This is a genomic window from Ensifer canadensis, assembly GCF_017488845.2.
Taxonomy (GTDB): Bacteria; Pseudomonadota; Alphaproteobacteria; order Rhizobiales; family Rhizobiaceae; genus Ensifer; species Ensifer canadensis.
In genome coordinates this window covers 1-14,975 of record NZ_CP083370.1, presented here as the reverse complement: position 1 = coordinate 14,975, position 14,975 = coordinate 1, and the positions used below count along the sequence as shown (strand labels likewise).

Annotated in this window: 17 protein-coding genes; 6 read left to right on the top strand and 11 right to left on the bottom strand. The window is 62.4% G+C overall.

Annotation, left to right across the window (positions count from 1 at the left end):
- The first annotated feature begins 10 nt into the window (after window positions 1-10).
- A complete protein-coding gene (locus J3R84_RS00085) occupies window positions 11-1,246 on the top strand; it encodes a D-arabinono-1,4-lactone oxidase (RefSeq protein ID WP_025425678.1) in 1,236 nt (411 codons plus the stop codon).
- 72 nt (window positions 1,247-1,318) lie between these two features.
- Here the strand turns inward: J3R84_RS00085 and grpE are convergent, their stop codons facing one another.
- Both grpE and hrcA read right to left on the bottom strand, forming a co-directional pair.
- The gene (gene grpE / locus J3R84_RS00080; RefSeq protein ID WP_025425677.1) at window positions 1,319-1,930 is read right to left on the bottom strand and encodes a nucleotide exchange factor GrpE; all 612 of its coding nucleotides are present in this window, start codon (window positions 1,928-1,930) and stop codon (window positions 1,319-1,321) included.
- A gap of 163 nt (window positions 1,931-2,093) precedes the next feature.
- Window positions 2,094-3,173 (bottom strand): heat-inducible transcriptional repressor HrcA, encoded by a 1,080-nt coding sequence (hrcA, locus tag J3R84_RS00075; RefSeq protein WP_025425676.1) that lies wholly within the window; start codon window positions 3,171-3,173, stop codon window positions 2,094-2,096.
- 159 nt (window positions 3,174-3,332) lie between these two features.
- Between hrcA and rph the strand changes: the two genes are divergently transcribed.
- The 4 genes from rph to hemW all read left to right on the top strand — a co-directional run bounded on the left by rph (window position 3,333) and on the right by hemW (window position 6,479).
- A complete protein-coding gene (rph, locus tag J3R84_RS00070) occupies window positions 3,333-4,052 on the top strand; it encodes a ribonuclease PH (RefSeq protein WP_025425675.1) in 720 nt (239 codons plus the stop codon).
- Between the two features lie 17 nt (window positions 4,053-4,069).
- Window positions 4,070-4,489, top strand: a complete 420-nt coding sequence (locus J3R84_RS00065) for a VOC family protein (protein WP_025425674.1) — start codon at window positions 4,070-4,072, stop codon at window positions 4,487-4,489.
- A 41-nt stretch (window positions 4,490-4,530) separates the two neighbouring features.
- The gene (gene rdgB, locus J3R84_RS00060; protein ID WP_025425673.1) at window positions 4,531-5,178 is read left to right on the top strand and encodes an RdgB/HAM1 family non-canonical purine NTP pyrophosphatase; all 648 of its coding nucleotides are present in this window, start codon (window positions 4,531-4,533) and stop codon (window positions 5,176-5,178) included.
- 119 nt (window positions 5,179-5,297) lie between these two features.
- Window positions 5,298-6,479: a radical SAM family heme chaperone HemW gene (gene hemW / locus J3R84_RS00055; RefSeq protein WP_025425672.1), complete on the top strand. Its 1,182-nt coding sequence runs from the start codon at window positions 5,298-5,300 to the stop codon at window positions 6,477-6,479.
- A 141-nt stretch (window positions 6,480-6,620) separates the two neighbouring features.
- Here hemW and J3R84_RS00050 read toward each other — a convergent pair whose 3' ends face one another.
- The 8 genes from J3R84_RS00050 to J3R84_RS00015 all read right to left on the bottom strand — a co-directional run bounded on the left by J3R84_RS00050 (window position 6,621) and on the right by J3R84_RS00015 (window position 12,441).
- Window positions 6,621-7,235, bottom strand: a complete 615-nt coding sequence (locus J3R84_RS00050) for a glutathione S-transferase family protein (RefSeq protein WP_025425671.1) — start codon at window positions 7,233-7,235, stop codon at window positions 6,621-6,623.
- A gap of 111 nt (window positions 7,236-7,346) precedes the next feature.
- Window positions 7,347-7,715, bottom strand: coding sequence for a DUF1801 domain-containing protein (locus tag J3R84_RS00045; RefSeq protein ID WP_025425670.1), 369 nt, complete (start codon window positions 7,713-7,715; stop codon window positions 7,347-7,349).
- 13 nt (window positions 7,716-7,728) lie between these two features.
- Window positions 7,729-8,151, bottom strand: a complete 423-nt coding sequence (locus J3R84_RS00040) for a DoxX family protein (protein ID WP_025425669.1) — start codon at window positions 8,149-8,151, stop codon at window positions 7,729-7,731.
- A gap of 41 nt (window positions 8,152-8,192) precedes the next feature.
- Window positions 8,193-9,059: a nuclear transport factor 2 family protein gene (locus J3R84_RS00035; RefSeq protein WP_025425668.1), complete on the bottom strand. Its 867-nt coding sequence runs from the start codon at window positions 9,057-9,059 to the stop codon at window positions 8,193-8,195.
- Window positions 9,060-9,122: 63 nt separating this feature from the next.
- Window positions 9,123-9,605, bottom strand: a complete 483-nt coding sequence (locus J3R84_RS00030) for an SRPBCC family protein (RefSeq protein ID WP_025425667.1) — start codon at window positions 9,603-9,605, stop codon at window positions 9,123-9,125.
- Between the two features lie 77 nt (window positions 9,606-9,682).
- Window positions 9,683-10,957, bottom strand: a complete 1,275-nt coding sequence (locus J3R84_RS00025; RefSeq protein ID WP_025425666.1) for an RNA polymerase sigma factor — start codon at window positions 10,955-10,957, stop codon at window positions 9,683-9,685.
- Window positions 10,954-11,328 carry a YciI family protein gene (locus J3R84_RS00020; protein ID WP_025425665.1) on the bottom strand — a complete coding sequence of 125 codons (375 nt, stop codon included), beginning with the start codon at window positions 11,326-11,328 and terminating at the stop codon, window positions 10,954-10,956. The genes J3R84_RS00025 and J3R84_RS00020 overlap by 4 nt, the downstream gene beginning before the upstream one ends.
- Window positions 11,329-11,478: 150 nt before the next feature.
- Window positions 11,479-12,441, bottom strand: coding sequence for a DMT family transporter (locus tag J3R84_RS00015; RefSeq protein WP_051509192.1), 963 nt, complete (start codon window positions 12,439-12,441; stop codon window positions 11,479-11,481).
- Window positions 12,442-12,586: 145 nt separating this feature from the next.
- Between J3R84_RS00015 and gcvA the strand changes: the two genes are divergently transcribed.
- The gene (gene gcvA, locus J3R84_RS00010; protein WP_038575838.1) at window positions 12,587-13,468 is read left to right on the top strand and encodes a transcriptional regulator GcvA; all 882 of its coding nucleotides are present in this window, start codon (window positions 12,587-12,589) and stop codon (window positions 13,466-13,468) included.
- A 61-nt stretch (window positions 13,469-13,529) separates the two neighbouring features.
- On the opposite strand, the gene dnaA is transcribed toward gcvA, so the two are convergent.
- Window positions 13,530-14,975, bottom strand: coding sequence for a chromosomal replication initiator protein DnaA (dnaA, locus tag J3R84_RS00005; RefSeq protein ID WP_025425662.1), 1,446 nt, complete (start codon window positions 14,973-14,975; stop codon window positions 13,530-13,532).

The window sequence follows — 14,975 nt, the reverse complement described above, 5'->3', positions numbered from 1 at the left end:
GGGGAAAGATATGCTTCAGACGGGCGGCCACTGGCGCAACTGGGTCGGAAACCAATCCTGCATCGTGCGCCAGCGCGGTGCACCCGAGAGCGAGGCGGCGCTCGCCGAAATGGTCCGCGAGGCGACGTCGCAAGGGCTCAATGTGCGCTGCGCCGGCTCCGGCCATTCCTTCACGCCGGTGGCGCTGACCAGCGGGCTCCACCTGACGCTTGCCAACATGCAGGGCGTGGTCGCCATCGACCAGGCGCGCAAACGCGTCTCGGTCCGGGCGGGAACGACGATCAACCAATTGGGCAAGGTATTGAAGTCGAACGGCCTCTCGCTGATCAACCAGGGCGACATCGACAGCCAGGCGCTGGCTGGGGCGCTCACCACCGGCACCCACGGCACGGGAGCAGCACTTGGCAACATGGCCTCGCAGATCGTCGGCATGCGGCTCGTTGAGCCCGACGGCAGCATTCTCGTCGTCGACGAGACGACGCCGGACCTGCTGGAGGCGGCCCGCGTCTCGATCGGCATGCTCGGCGTGATCTCCGAGATCACGCTGCAGGCGATGGACAGCTACAACCTGCATGAAAAGCTCTGGCGCTGCACATTCGACGAGATGATCGAGCAGCACGACGAACTCGCCGCCAAGCATCGGCACTTCGGCTTCTTCTGGTGCCCGGTTTCCGAAAGCCGGCATTGCTATTGCCTGCCGGATACCGCGTCGGTTTCGACGACGGACAAGACGTCCGACGTCTGCGAGATGAAGGTGATCGACATCACCGACCGGCCGCCGATGGAGCAGGGGTTCGAGAAGATCGCCTATTCCTCGGAGATCTATCCGATCGAGTATGTGCCGAACTTCCACGAACTTGAATATGCGGTGCCCATCGCCCACGGCAAGGAGGCTGTAAAAGCTGTGCGCAAGCTGATGCTGGAAAAGCACCCGACCTGCATCTACCCGATCGAATACCGCTTCACCGCAGGCGACACCGGCTGGATCAGCCCGTTCTACGAGCAGGATTCGATCACGCTTTCCGTCTCGGGCGAGCCGGGCACGGACTATTGGGAGTATCTCAAAGACGTCGATACGATCCTGCGCCAATACGGCTCGCGGCCGCATTGGGGGAAGCTGCATTTCCTCGGCGCGGAGGACGTGACTGCGCTCTATCCACGATCCGGCGATTTCCGGGCATTACGGGCGAAAGTCGACCCGGAGGGCCGTTTCCTCAACGATCACCTGCGGCAGTTGTTCGGTTGATATGATTGCCGAAAACAAGAAACGCCGCGCATCCGAGTGGACGCGCGGCGTTGAAATGGATCAGACCGCAGCTCAGGCCGCCGGGCTGTCGCCTTCCGTAGCTGCCGCCTTCGGGCCGCCCTTGGATACGCCGACCATGGCCGGGCGCAGCACGCGGTCGCCGATGGTGTAGCCGGCCTGAACGACCTGCAGCACCGTGTTGTTCGGCACGTCGGCGTTCGGGATTTCGAACATTGCCTGGTGGAAGTTCGGGTCGAACTTCTGGCCTTCCGGCTCAAGCTTCTTCACGCCGTGACGTTCCAGCGCCGACAGCATGGCGCGCTCGGTCATCTCGACACCTTCGATGAGGGCAGTAAGGCCCGCTTCTCCGGCTTCCTTCGCTTCAGCCGGGATGGCATCGAGCGCACGGCGCAGATTGTCGGAGACGGCGAGCATGTCGCGGGCAAAACCAGCAACGGAATAGGACTTGGCATCCTTGACGTCGCGTTCGGTGCGGCGGCGCAGGTTGTCCATTTCGGCGGCGAGCCTTAGATACTTGTCGCGCAGGTCGTTGTTCTCAGCCCTTGCAAGCTCCAGCGGATCGGGCTCGGCAACCGGCGCCGCTTCCACAACCTCGGGCGTATCGTTGACTGCCTCGTCGGTCGCGGCAGCTTCGTGTCCGTGCTTGTTTGTTTCGTCGGTCATGACGTTCTCCGGTGTTCGTCTGTCTTGTCTTCCGCATTCCGACGCCCGCGCGCAACGATGGCCGCATGGCGTAAAATGCGCAGTGACTGGATTTGATGCCGATATCGAGGTTTAGGGCCGAAAAATCAAGGGTTCAATGCTGCCTGTGGCCAAAAGCGCCTGATCAGCGCGAAAGCCGCGACATCAACTGCGCGGTATAATCGACCATCGGCACGATGCGCGAATAGTTGAGCCGCGTCGGACCGATGACGCCGACGGCGCCGACGATGCGATCTTCACTGTCGCGATAGGGCGCAACGATCAGCGACGAACCGGACAATGAAAACAACTTGTTCTCCGAACCGATGAAGATCCTGACACCCGGGCCGCTCTCTGCGAGGTCAAGCAGCTCGATCAGGCTGTCCTTCTTTTCCAGGTCGTCGAAGAGCATGCGCAGGCGGTCGATATCCTCGGTTCCCTCCAGGCCCTCGAGCAGGTTGGCCCGGCCGCGAACGATCAGCCGTGCCGGCTTTTCATCGCCCTCGTTGCCCGACCAGATCGCCAGTCCACGCTCGACCAGTTCCTGGGACAGGGCATCGAGTTCGCTGCGCACGGTCTGCTTGACGGTTTCGAGCTGCGAGCGCACCTCGCCGATCGTCTGGCCGGCGAGATGGGCATTCAAGAAGTTCGCTGCTTCCGTCAGTTGCGAGCTCGTCACGCCGGCGGGAAGCTCGATGATGCGGTTTTCGACCTGGTCATGCTCGCCGACGAGCACGGCCAGCGCCTTGGTGGGCGCCAGCCGGATGAATTCGACATGCTTGAGCACCGGATCGTTCTTGGCGGTGATCACGAGGCCGGCGCCGCGCGACATGCCCGACAGCATCTGGCTTGCCTCTGCCAGCAGCGTATCGACCGGCTGGGCATGGTCGCTCAACCGCACGTGCCGATCGATCGAAGCACGATCTTCTGGGGAGAGATTGCCGACCTGCATGAAGGCGTCGACGAAGAAACGCAGGCCCGTCTGCGTCGGCAGGCGGCCGGCGCTGATGTGCGGCGAATAGATCAGCCCGAGATCTTCGAGGTCGCTCATCACATTGCGCACGGACGCCGGCGACAGCGACATCGGCAGCAACCGCGAAAGGTTGCGTGAGCCGAGAGGCTCTCCGCTGTTCAAATAGGTTTCGACGATGCGACGGAAGATTTCACCGGAACGCTCGTCCAGCGCCGCCGCGATATCGGTCACTCCGGGATTGCGCAGTACCATGTCGCTCCATGTTCGCAGGCCAATCCTGCCGCCGGAAATATAGTGATCCCCGCGCCCGATAGCAAAAGGGAAAAATCGCCCCGATCCCCGGCTGTCCACCGGTTCCCTTTGGCTGCGCCATGCTCTAGAAGGCTCACCAGATACGATAGGAGTTTGATGATGCGGCCATCCGGCAGAAAAATCGACCAAATGCGCAAGGTTTCGTTCGAGCGCAATTTCTCCAAGCACGCGGAAGGCTCCTGTCTGGTGCGATTCGGCGATACGCACGTGCTGTGCACAGCCAGCCTTGAGGAAAAGGTTCCGGCCTGGCTGCGCAACGGCGGCAAGGGTTGGGTGACGGCCGAATACGGCATGCTGCCGCGCGCCACCGGCGAGCGCATGCGTCGCGAAGCCTCGAGCGGCAAGCAGAGCGGCCGCACCCAGGAAATCCAGCGCTTGATCGGCCGGTCGCTGCGCGCCGTCGTCGATCTGCCCGCACTCGGCGAACGCCAGATCTCGATCGACTGCGACGTCATCCAGGCTGATGGCGGCACGCGCACGGCCTCGATCACCGGCGCCTGGGTGGCGCTGCATGACTGCCTGAAGTGGATGGAAGCCCGCAACATGGTGAAGGTCGAGAAGGTCCTGAAGGACCATGTCGCCGCCATATCCTGTGGCATCTTCGCCAACCAGTCGATCATCGACCTCGACTACCTCGAAGATTCCGCCGCCGAGACCGACGCGAATTTCGTCATGACCGGCACCGGCGGCATTGTCGAGATCCAGGGCACGGCCGAAGGCAAACCCTTCAGCGAAGCGGAATTCGCAAGCCTGCTCGGACTGGCAAAGACCGGCATTGCCGAGCTTGTCGCACTGCAGAAGCAGGCGATCGCCGGCTGACGAGAAGGACGGAGACGATGGCCCCGGCGCTGGATGGCATTCTTGAGACTGCGCTCTATGCGTCGGATCTCGACGCCGCCGAGGCCTTCTACAGCGGTGTGCTGGGGCTGGAGAAGATTACACGGCGGGAGAACCGACATGTGTTCTTTCGCTGTGGCTCGGGCGTTCTGCTGATTTTCAATCCTGCGGAAACGGTCAAACCGCCTTCGCCGGATGCGGCCCTGCCGGTGCCGCCGCACGGCACCACCGGCCAGGGCCACATGTGCTTCCGCGTTTCCGCGTCGGCACTCGACGCCTGGAGGGCCAAGCTGGAAACGGCGGGTGTCACGATCGAAGCCGATGTTGTCTGGCCGAACGGCACGCGCTCCTTCTACTTCCGCGATCCGGCCGGCAACAGCCTCGAATGCGCGGAACCGGGCCTCTGGTCCATCGAATGAACCGCGGCCTTCGCGCCGCATCTTTTAAGAGACGACACATCATGCGCACACTGGATGACAAGACGCTCATCGTCGCCAGCCACAATGCCGGCAAGATCCGCGAGATCCGCGACCTGATCGGGCCGCTCGGCTTCGAGGCCAAGTCGGCAGCCGACCTCGACTTCGTCGAACCGGATGAGACCGGCACAACCTTCGAGGAAAACGCGACGATCAAGGCGCTCGCCTCGGCCAAGGCCTCGGGCCTGCCGGCGCTTTCGGACGATTCCGGCCTGGCGATCGACGCACTTGATGGCGCACCTGGCGTCTACACCGCCAACTGGGCCGAACGCGAAGACGGCAGCCGCGATTTCGCCATGGCGATGGAAAAGGTCGAAAAGGCGCTGCAGGGCAAGGGCGCAAGTGCGCCTGAAAAACGCACGGCCCGTTTCGTCTCGGTGCTTTGCCTTGCCTGGCCAGACGGCCATGTCGAACTTTTCCGCGGCGAGGTCGAGGGCCATGTCGTGTGGCCGCCGCGCGGCGACCAGGGTTTTGGCTACGATCCGGTCTTTCAGCCGAAGGGTTACGACACTACATTCGGCGAGATGAGCGCGGACGAGAAACACGGCTGGAAGCCGGGCGATGCTGAAGCGCTGTCGCACCGTGCCCGCGCCTTCAAGATCTTCGCCGAAACCTGCCTTGGAGCGGGCTGAGGAAACGTGTATGCGGTTTTCCGCAACATCCCGCTCCAATTTGTTAGAAGCGATCGCAGTCATGACTTCGGGTCGATCGGCCCAAGGTCAACGTGATCTACCGCATGAGAGACGCAACGATGCAGACGGCCACGCTATCGGCACTCGGTGACGGCATGGATCCCGGTTTCGGGATCTATGTGCACTGGCCGTTCTGCGCGGCCAAATGCCCCTATTGCGACTTCAACAGCCACGTGCGCCACCAGCCGATCGACCAGCCGCGTTTCGTCGCCGCTTTCCTCAAGGAAATGGCGGAGGCGCGTGAGCTTTCCGGTCCACGCACCGTCACCAGCATCTTCATCGGCGGCGGCACGCCGTCGTTGATGGATCCGGCAACGGTCGACGCTATCCTCTCGGGCATCGCCCGCGAATGGCATGTGCCCGATGGCATCGAGATCACCATGGAGGCGAACCCTTCGAGTGTCGAGGCGACGCGCTTCCACGGCTATCGCGCGGCCGGCGTCAACCGTGTCTCGCTCGGCGTGCAGGCGCTGAACGACCGGGACCTCAAATTTCTCGGCCGGCTGCACAATGTCGAAGACGCGCTGAAAGCGATCCGGCTGGCGCGCGAGATCTTCCCGCGCATGTCCTTCGACCTGATCTATGCCCGCCCCAACCAGACGGTCGAGGAATGGGAACGCGAGCTCAAGGAGGCCGTCTCCTATGCCGTCGACCACCTGTCGCTCTACCAGCTGACGATCGAGGAGGGCACGCCCTTCTTCGGCCTGCACAAGGCCGGCAAGCTGATCGTTCCTGATGGTGAGCAATCGGCGGTCCTCTACGAGGCGACCCAGGACATCACGGCGGCGATCGGCATGCCCGCCTACGAGGTCTCCAACCATGCCCGCCCTGGTGCCGAGAGCCGGCACAACCTCACCTACTGGCGCTATGGCGACTATGCCGGCGTCGGGCCTGGTGCCCATGGCCGCCTCAGCGTCGGCGGCGCCAAGCTGGCGACGGCGACCGAGCGCAAGCCGGAGGAATGGCTGCGGCTGGTCGAAACCTACGGCCACGGCATGGTCGAGCGCGAAGTGCTCGACCTCGAGGCCCAGTCCGACGAATTGTTACTGATGGGCCTGCGCCTCAAGGAAGGCGTCGATCTCGCCCGCTGGCAGACGCTGTCCGGCCGCGATCCCGATCCAGACCGCGAGCAGTTCCTGATCGACCACGGGTTCATCGAGCGGCTGGGAAATTCCCGCCTGCGCTGCACGCCTTCCGGCATGTTGATTCTCGACGCCGTCGTCGCCGACCTCGCCTGCTAGCGCTTTTCCAGGAAAAGTGCGAAGCGGTTTTCCGTCAGGAAATGCGTAGAGCAAGGAAATATCGCGTCTCGATGCCACCGTCTGAGACGCAAATGTTTTAGCGGCCGCCCTGCCTGCATCCAACGCAAGGAAACCGAAGGCTCAATCGTGGGTCTCGCCGGAGAGCGGCGTCGCGCGCATCGATGGTCGTTCCTCGAAGGCATCGAACCAGACGCTCAGCTTCGTCCGGTCACGGAACGACGGCAGGTCACGGAACGCCATCCAGGACAGGGTCGTGGCGAGCGCGATGTGGCCGATATCAAGCGGCGCGTCGACATCGAGCGTCTGCTCCAGCCAGTCATAGGTCTGCTCGATCTTTTCGGCATAGCCGTCGGCGAGCGCCGGATAGCGCAAGGCTTCCGGGCGTCGCTCCGTTTCCCAACGCAACCCGATCCCCGCCTGCGCCAGCCCTTGCGCCACGGCCTGCAATCTCAGGGCATGCCAGCGCGCCTCGCCGCTTTCGGGGATGAGCTTGCGGCTATCATGCAGCGTATCGAAATAGGCGCAGATGACGTCGGAATCGAAGATCGCCGCATCCTCGGGGCGCAAGAGAACCGGCACCTTGCCGAGTGGATTTTCGGCATGGACCTCTTCATTGCGCAGCGTCGGGCTGGTCTCGTGGTGGATCACCTCCAGTCGCTCAGCGATGCCGACCTCGTGGGCGAAGACGAGTGCCTTGCGGGCGAAAGGGGAATGGGTCTGGTAATAGAGGATCATCGTGCCTCGCGGGTGTTGGAAGGAAATTATCCGGTCCCGCGAAGATGTATTGCATCGGACAAGAGAAAGGCGCTCTGTTTCGGAGCGCCCTTTGCAAGTTTGTTTCGTCGTTCAAGATTTGAACGGATCGCCCTTCTCGGCATTGAGGGCGATACCCTTGGCTACCAGCCGCGCCACCTGGGCGCCGTCGACCTCGCCGGTCGCTTTCACCTTGATGAAGGCCATGTCGCCCTTGCCGCCGCCCTTGGCCAGTCGTGGGTCGAGATCGAGCATATCGGCGCCGCGCCAGAAGCCGAGCGTCACATAGTCCTTGGCAGCCTTGATCAGGCAGACCGGTCCGCCGGCCTCATAGATCGGATGGCCCCATTTCACGCTGTCCCTGGTGCCGCCGGCGGCAAGAATGGCACCGTGCAACTCTTTCGCCACGGCAGCCGGCGTACCGGAAAGGCCTGCAATGTAGTCGCTAACCGTTTTGCTCATCGCGAAATTCTCCTTAGGCTTGCTCGTTCTTGAACGGGATCAGCGCGCGCACGCGACGGTCTCGGAGCCACAGGCCAGCCCAGGCGATGACGCCGAGATAGAACCCGAACAGCAGATGGGTGAAAAGAGGGCTATCCGCGCGCAGATGCGTCGCCATGGCACCGCCGAGATAACCGGTGAGCAGAATGGCGCCGAGGACCGACGTTCTCGGGATCGCATAGAGCAGCGCACACAGAAGCGTGAGTACGCCGAGCAGACGCGCAAGGCCAACATCGGCGGGATAGCCGAGCACCGCCAAAGTCTCAGTCACCACGTCCAGTGGCACGAGCTTGATCGCTCCGTCGAAGGCCAGGAACGCAACAACCAGACCGCTCAGCACGCGGCCGAGGATCACCATTTTTCCAGCCGGAGCCGTCATAACAAGAGCAGTGTTCATTCGGGGAGTTCTCCTCGTTTCCCGTTGTCACAAATCGTTCTTCAGTCTGTCTTCTTGGCCGGTCCGACGATGCCCCAGCGGATGCCAAAGGGGTCACGCAGCTGGCCATAGAGGTCGCCCCAGAAGGCGACCGCAAGCGGCATCGTCACTTCGGCGCCGGCGGCAACCGCGCGATCCCACCAGAATTGCGCGTCCTCGACCACCAGATGCAGCACGACGCCCTGCGGCGCGGCATAGGGCATGCCGTGTTCCGGGAAGGGATCGTTGAGCATCAATGCACCGCCATTGATCGTCAGATGGCAATGCATCAGCCGTTTACCGTCTTCGGCGAGCATCCGCCCGCCATCCGTTGCGGCGAAGGCGCGGACGTAGAAATCAGCGGTCGCGTACGCATCCTCGACGCAGAGGTAGGCGATCGGGCCTAGCATCGGTGGCGGCGCCGGCGCTTGCCCGTCGACCGTCGATTTCGGATTGAGATCGACGGCTGCCTTGAGGCTGCCATCCATGTAGAAAGGCACGGACTCGTGCTGGTGTGCGATCTTCCAGCCGGCAGCCATGCGCTTCAAACCGAGGGTCTGGCGGAACCAGACCGACATTTTCCCGGCATCGATCTTCTCGCCGGAAAGTTCGGTGAGCATACTGACGAATGCGACATCGCCGCTGACCGAGATATCGAGATCCCCGAAGCGATAGCCAAGCGGTCCACGCCAGGTGGAAAACCACTGTTCGAGCCCGCCCTCGCCGGCATCGGACGACTTCAGCGGCGGCGCCAGCGAAAAGAGGACACAATCAGGCGTCCCATGGCCGATGACGCGCTTGGCGTCCTTTACCCTCATGGCATCCGCCCAATCATCGATCACCGTACGGATTTCGGCGACGGCGGCACTCTTGTTGTCGATCACGGACATGGCGGGTCTCCCTTCCCGATGGTGGCAGGCGCGAGGGCGACGGCCGTCGAGCCCTGGGCTTGATCAGAGTTGCCTGGCTACCCCTTCGAGCTGGGTGGCGCATTGGCCCCAGCCTTCGTGAAAGCCCATCTTTTCGTGGGCTTCGCGATCCTCGACGGACCAATGGCGGACCCGTGCGGTGTAGCGGGTCTTGGCCCCGACGTCCTCGAAGGTGATGGTTACGACCATGAACGGCTTGTCGGATGGCGACCAGGCATCGGTGAAGGCGTCTGTGAAGACCAGCTTCTCGTTCGGCACCACTTCGAGATAGACGCCGAGATTGGGATAGTCCTCGCCCTCGGGCGAGCGCATGACGATGCGGTTGGCGCCGCCGGCGCGAACCTCGAGCTTTGCCTCCGGCGTCGTCCACGGCGAAGGCGCGAACCACTTCTTCAGCAGCTTGGCATCCGTCCAGCAGCGGTAGACGAGCGCGCGGGGCGCATCGATCAGGCGGGTGATGACCAGTTCGCGGTCGTCGGCAGGTTTGATTTCAGTGACAACGGTCATTGTTTGTTTCTCCGTCAGCGGGTTCAGTCCAAGGACGAAGTTGCAGCCACGGTTCCGACAACCGCCGACAAGATTTTTTATCTTTTTTCAGTGGCCAGGTTTTTCTCGCCCGCATCCTTGCTCAGATGATCGAGCTGCATGCGGATGTGGGAGGCCTCGGCGGCATTGGTGGCCAGCGCGATCGCCCGGTCAAAGGCGACGCGCGCCTCGCGAACCCGGCCTGCCTGCTTCAACAGCGCGCCATTCAACCCATGGAAGTAGAAATAACCCGCGAGTTTTTCGGCAAGTGGCTCGATCAGCGCGAGCGCCGCTTCAGGCCCGTCCCTCTTCGACACTGCGACGGCGCGGTTGAGCGTGATGACCGGCGACGGTTGCAGCCGCTCCAACGCCTGGTAGAGCAGGTCGATTTCTTCCCAATCGGTTTCTTCCGGGCGCGTCGCACGCGCATGCAAGGCGGCGATCGCGGCCTGGATCTGGTAGGGACCCGGCTGGCGATGGCGCACCGCCTTGTCGATCATGGCCAGCGCCTCGATGATCAGAGGCTTTTTCCAAAGGCTGCGATCCTGATCATCGAGCAGGATGATGCCGCCATCGGCATCGAAACGTGCGCGCGAGCGTGAGTGCTGCAGCAGGAGCAGAGCCGTCAGCCCCATCATTTCTGGCTCGGAGGGGAACAGCCGCAGGAGCAGCCGCGCGAGCCGGATCGCCTCCTCACAAAGATCGGCCGAGACGCTGTCCGGCCCGTTCATCGCCGAATAGCCCTCGTTGAAAACCAGATAGATCATGGTTGCGACGGCCGCCAGCCGCTCCGACCGATCGGCCGCGTCAGGCGTTTCGAAGGCGATGCCGGCGGCGGTGACCCGGGCCTTTGCCCGGGTGATGCGCTGCTCCATCGCCGCCTCGCCGACGAGAAAGGCACGGGCAATCTGCTTGACCGACAGGCCGGAGACGATGCGCAGCGCCAGCGCGATCTGCTGCGTTGCCGGAAGGACCGGATTGCTGCAGACAAACAAGAGCTTGAGAATGTCGTCCCGGTAGTGGGAGCCATCGAGACGTTCGGCAAGATCGCTCTCCTGATCCTCGAGATCGGAGAGCAATTCTTCCGGCGGCAACGCGGTCTCGCGAGATTGCCGGCGCACCTTGTCGATGCCGCTGTTGCGACCGACGAAGATCAGCCAGGCGGCCGGGTCACGCGGCGGGCCGCTCTTCGGCCAGGTCTTCAATGCCCGGATACAGGCCTCCTGGAATGCTTCCTCGGCCGTATCGAGATTGCGGAAATAGCGCAGAAGCGCGCCCATTGCCTGCGGCCGAGCGGAAACAAGTGCGAGGTCGATCCAGGTCGTGTCTGTCATGAGGGAAACTCACTTGGCTTGTAGATGGCAAGGGGACGAATTTCATAGGAGCCGTCTGCAGGATTGGCCGCACTGAGCTCGCGGGCGAAATCGAGCGCTTCGTCCAGTGAAGCGCAATCGACGACATAGAAGCCGAGCAGCTGCTCCTTCGTTTCGGCAAATGGGCCATCGATGACGACGGTCTCGCCAACGGCGTGGCGGAGCGTCGTTGCCGCCGTGGTCGGCAACAACCGCGCCACCGGCCCGAGCTTGCCGGCATCGCCATATTTGCGTTGGACGGCAGCAAGGTCACGCATGACCTTGTCGTCCTCGTCCTTGGTCCAGTTGGCAGTGACGTCTTCCTGGTTGTAACAAAATACGGCGTAAAGCATTGGAACTCTCCTGCTCCTGTAACAAGGACGATCTGGAGAAGAGATAGTCGACAAGACCGCCAAAAAAAATACCTGCAATCACGGGCCCAAACGCAATGATCGCGGCAGGTGCCTGCGCACCGCCGCGATCGTTCATGAGCTTGCCTGATTTCAGATATTTTCGCCGCAGGCGAGATCCGGATCGACCGTTTGTTTGCGACGGAAACGCCGGACCAGGCGACCGTCGATAGCGGCGAGGCCGGCGGCGATCAGCACCATGCCGAAGAAATGCTTGGGCTCGAGGTTTTCGCCGAGGAACAAGGCGCCGAGCAGAATGGCGCTGACCGGGATCAGAAACGTCACCAGCATCAGATTGGTGACACCCGCCGTTTCCAGGATGCGGAAGAACAGCACATAGGCAAGCGCGGTCGAGATCAAGGCAATGCCGATGATCGCTCCCCATACTTCAAGGCCCGGCACGGTCAGGGTCCAGGGGTGATCGACGAGCAGCGCGATCGGCACGAGCATGATGCTCGATGCACTGACCTGCCCGGTCGCGGTGACGATGGGCGCAACGCCCATCCGCTTGAAACGACGGGCGAAAACGCCGGCAAAGGCGTAGGAAAGGGCAGCTCCCAGCACGGCGAACTGCGCCAGCACATTCGAGCCGAGCCCGCCGAGCGCTGCAGGCCCGATCATCACCGCCACGCCGAGAAAACCGATCAACACGCCGGAGAGCTTGTTGGCGGTCAGCTTCTCGTCGTCGGTCAGCAGATGGGCGACGACGACGCCGAAGAGTGGCGTGGTGGCATTGAGGATGGAGGCAAGGCCGCTGGCGATATGAGTCTGGCCCCAGACGATCAGCGAAAACGGGATCAGGTTGTTGAGCAGACCCATGCCGAAGAAGGCAAGCCAGATGCGGGGATCGCGCGGCATCGCGCGGCCGGTGAAGCGCAGGAAAATCAAAAGCGCCGTCGCCGCGAGGCTGACCCGCAGGGCAACGATGGTGAACGGCGGCAGCGCCTTGACCGCAACGCCGACGAAGAAAAACGAGCCGCCCCACAACAGGGACAGTGTGATCAGCATGGCCCATTCACCGGGTCCCATCACCTTCGCCTTAAGTGTTTCCGGCATCTCCATACCCTCCTATGATTTAGTTCTTCGCCTTCATCTGAAACAACCATATTGGTTGACTTCGATTTACATAAATAGTGTCAGCATGTTAGTGTTTGCACAAACGAGCATTTCTCTTTCCATGATTGAGTATGGCTAAATCATAATGACACCTCTTCCTTCCCTTGCAGCACTGCGCGCATTCGAGGCCACGGCCCGACACCTGAGTGTGACGCTCGCGGCGCGCGAGCTCAGCGTCACACCTGGTGCGGTCAGTCTGCAGGTGCGTGAACTGGAGCAGACGCTGGGTGTGATGCTGTTTGAGCGACGGCCGCGGCAACTGGTTCTGACCGAGGATGGCAGCACCTATTTTTCGACGCTGCGCCGCGCCTTCCGGATGATGCGGGAAGCGACAGAGGAACTGACGGCGCGAAATCGCGCGCCGGTACTGACGGTGAGCTGCACGCCAACTTTTGCGGCGCAATGGCTGGTGCCGAGGATCAGCGACTTCGAGCAGCGTCTCAACGGCATCGACATCCGCATCAGCGCCTCGAACCGGCTGACCGACTTCGTGTCAGATGGCGTCGATATCGCTATCCGCCACGGTTTCGGTCGCTATGAGGGTCTGACGAGCGAGCGGCTGATCGATGACGAGCTGGTGCCGGTCGTCAACGCGGCCCTTGCCCGCAAGCATCCGCTCACCACGCCGGCCGATCTTTCGGCCCATGTGCTGTTGTATGACGTTCAGAGGTCGGATTGGCAGCTGTGGCTGGAGGCCGTCGGCGCCGAAGGCATAGACACGACGCGCGGTCCGGTGTTCGTCAACAGCAATGGCGCCATCGAGGCGGCAAGAGCCGGCGATGGCGTCGCTCTCGTGCGCCTGTCGCTGGTTTCGCGCGAGCTTGCCGAAGGCGTGTTGGTCGCGCCGTTTCCAACCGGCATCGCCACCGATCTCGCCTATCACCTGGTCTATCCGCCATCGGCCCTCGACCGGCCGGCCGTCACAGCATTCCGTGCCTGGATCGTCGCGCAGGCACGCGGCGCCTGAAACGAAAAAAGCCCGGTTTCCCGGGCCTTTCTCGCAATCGGAAAGTAAATCTATCTCGCGCCTATTCGTTGATCAGGCGCTTCAGAAGCTCGATCTCATGGCTGAGCTTGGTATCGCCGGAGATCAACTCCTCGATCTTGCGCACCGCATGCAGAACGGTCGTGTGGTCGCGACCACCGAAGCGGCGGCCGATTTCCGGGAAAGACCGCGGCGTCAGCGTCTTCGACAGATACATCGCGATCTGACGCGGCTTGACGATGACGCGGGTGCGGCGGTTCGACACCAGCTCCTGGCGCGATACGTTGTAATGCTTGGCAACGACACGCTGGATGTCCTCGATACGGACACGGCGCGGTTCGCCGGCATTGACGAGATGCCCAAGCAGTTCGTCAACGCGTTCGATCGACAGATGCGGTTCGAACGAGCGACGGAAGAGCAACTGATTGAAGGCGCCTTCGAGTTCGCGGCCGCTGGCGGTGATGTTGCGTGCAACATGGCTCAGGATATCGCCGGGAATGTCCAGCGAAGTATCGTCCTGACGAGCGGAGTCGAGACGGCGCTTCAGCATTTCGAGGCGCATGTCGTAGTCCGGTCCGTCCATTTCGATGGCGACACCGCCCTGAAGACGCGAGCGAACACGGCTATCGAGCGATTCCAGCTCCCAAGGAGCGCGGTCGGCGGCGACGACGACCTGTTTGGCCGAGTCGAGAAGCATGTTCAGCAGATGGCAGAACTCGTGCTGGATCGACTTGCCCTGCAGGAACTGCATGTCGTCGATGACGAGGAGGTCGATGTTGCGCAGCGATTCCTTCAGCGACAGCGCGTCGTTGTCGCGGATTGCGGTGGCAAAGCGCCACATGAAGTATTCGGCCGTCAGATAGACGACGCGTGGAGCGCGGGCGCTCTGCAGCGCCTGGATGGCGATCGCCTGCAGAAGGTGGGTCTTGCCGAGCCCGACGCTTGAATGAATGAACAGCGGGTTGAAGCGCACGGCACCGGCGCCGGCTTCCGCAATCGTGCGGGCGGCTGCAAGCGCAACGCGGTTGGAAGAGCCCTCGACGAAGCTGTCGAAGGTGTAACGCTGGTCGAGCGGCGAGCCGAAAAGCGGCGCCTGGGTCGGCCGCTGAACGCTGGCAACCGCAGAGGCTGCGACCGAAGCCACGGACTGCGCCGTCGTCGGACGGCGTGCGGGCGTTGCAGGAGCCGATTCCGTTGCCTGCGGCAGCGTCTCTTCCTGTGAAACCGGACGGGCGCCACGGGTCGCGGTCCGCACCAGGATCTCGACCTTCAGGATTTCGCCGTCTTCCTGCTGGAAGATCTGGGTGATGATATCGAGATAGCGGTTGTTGATCCAGGACTTCAGGAATGTCGTGGGCACCGAGAGACGCACGACGCTCTTGGAAACCGAATGGAGCTTCAGACGCCCAAACCAGCTGGCGAAGACATCGGGACCGACCTGGGCTTTCAAACGCGCACTCACTCGTTCGAACAGTGCGTCATGCCTCAT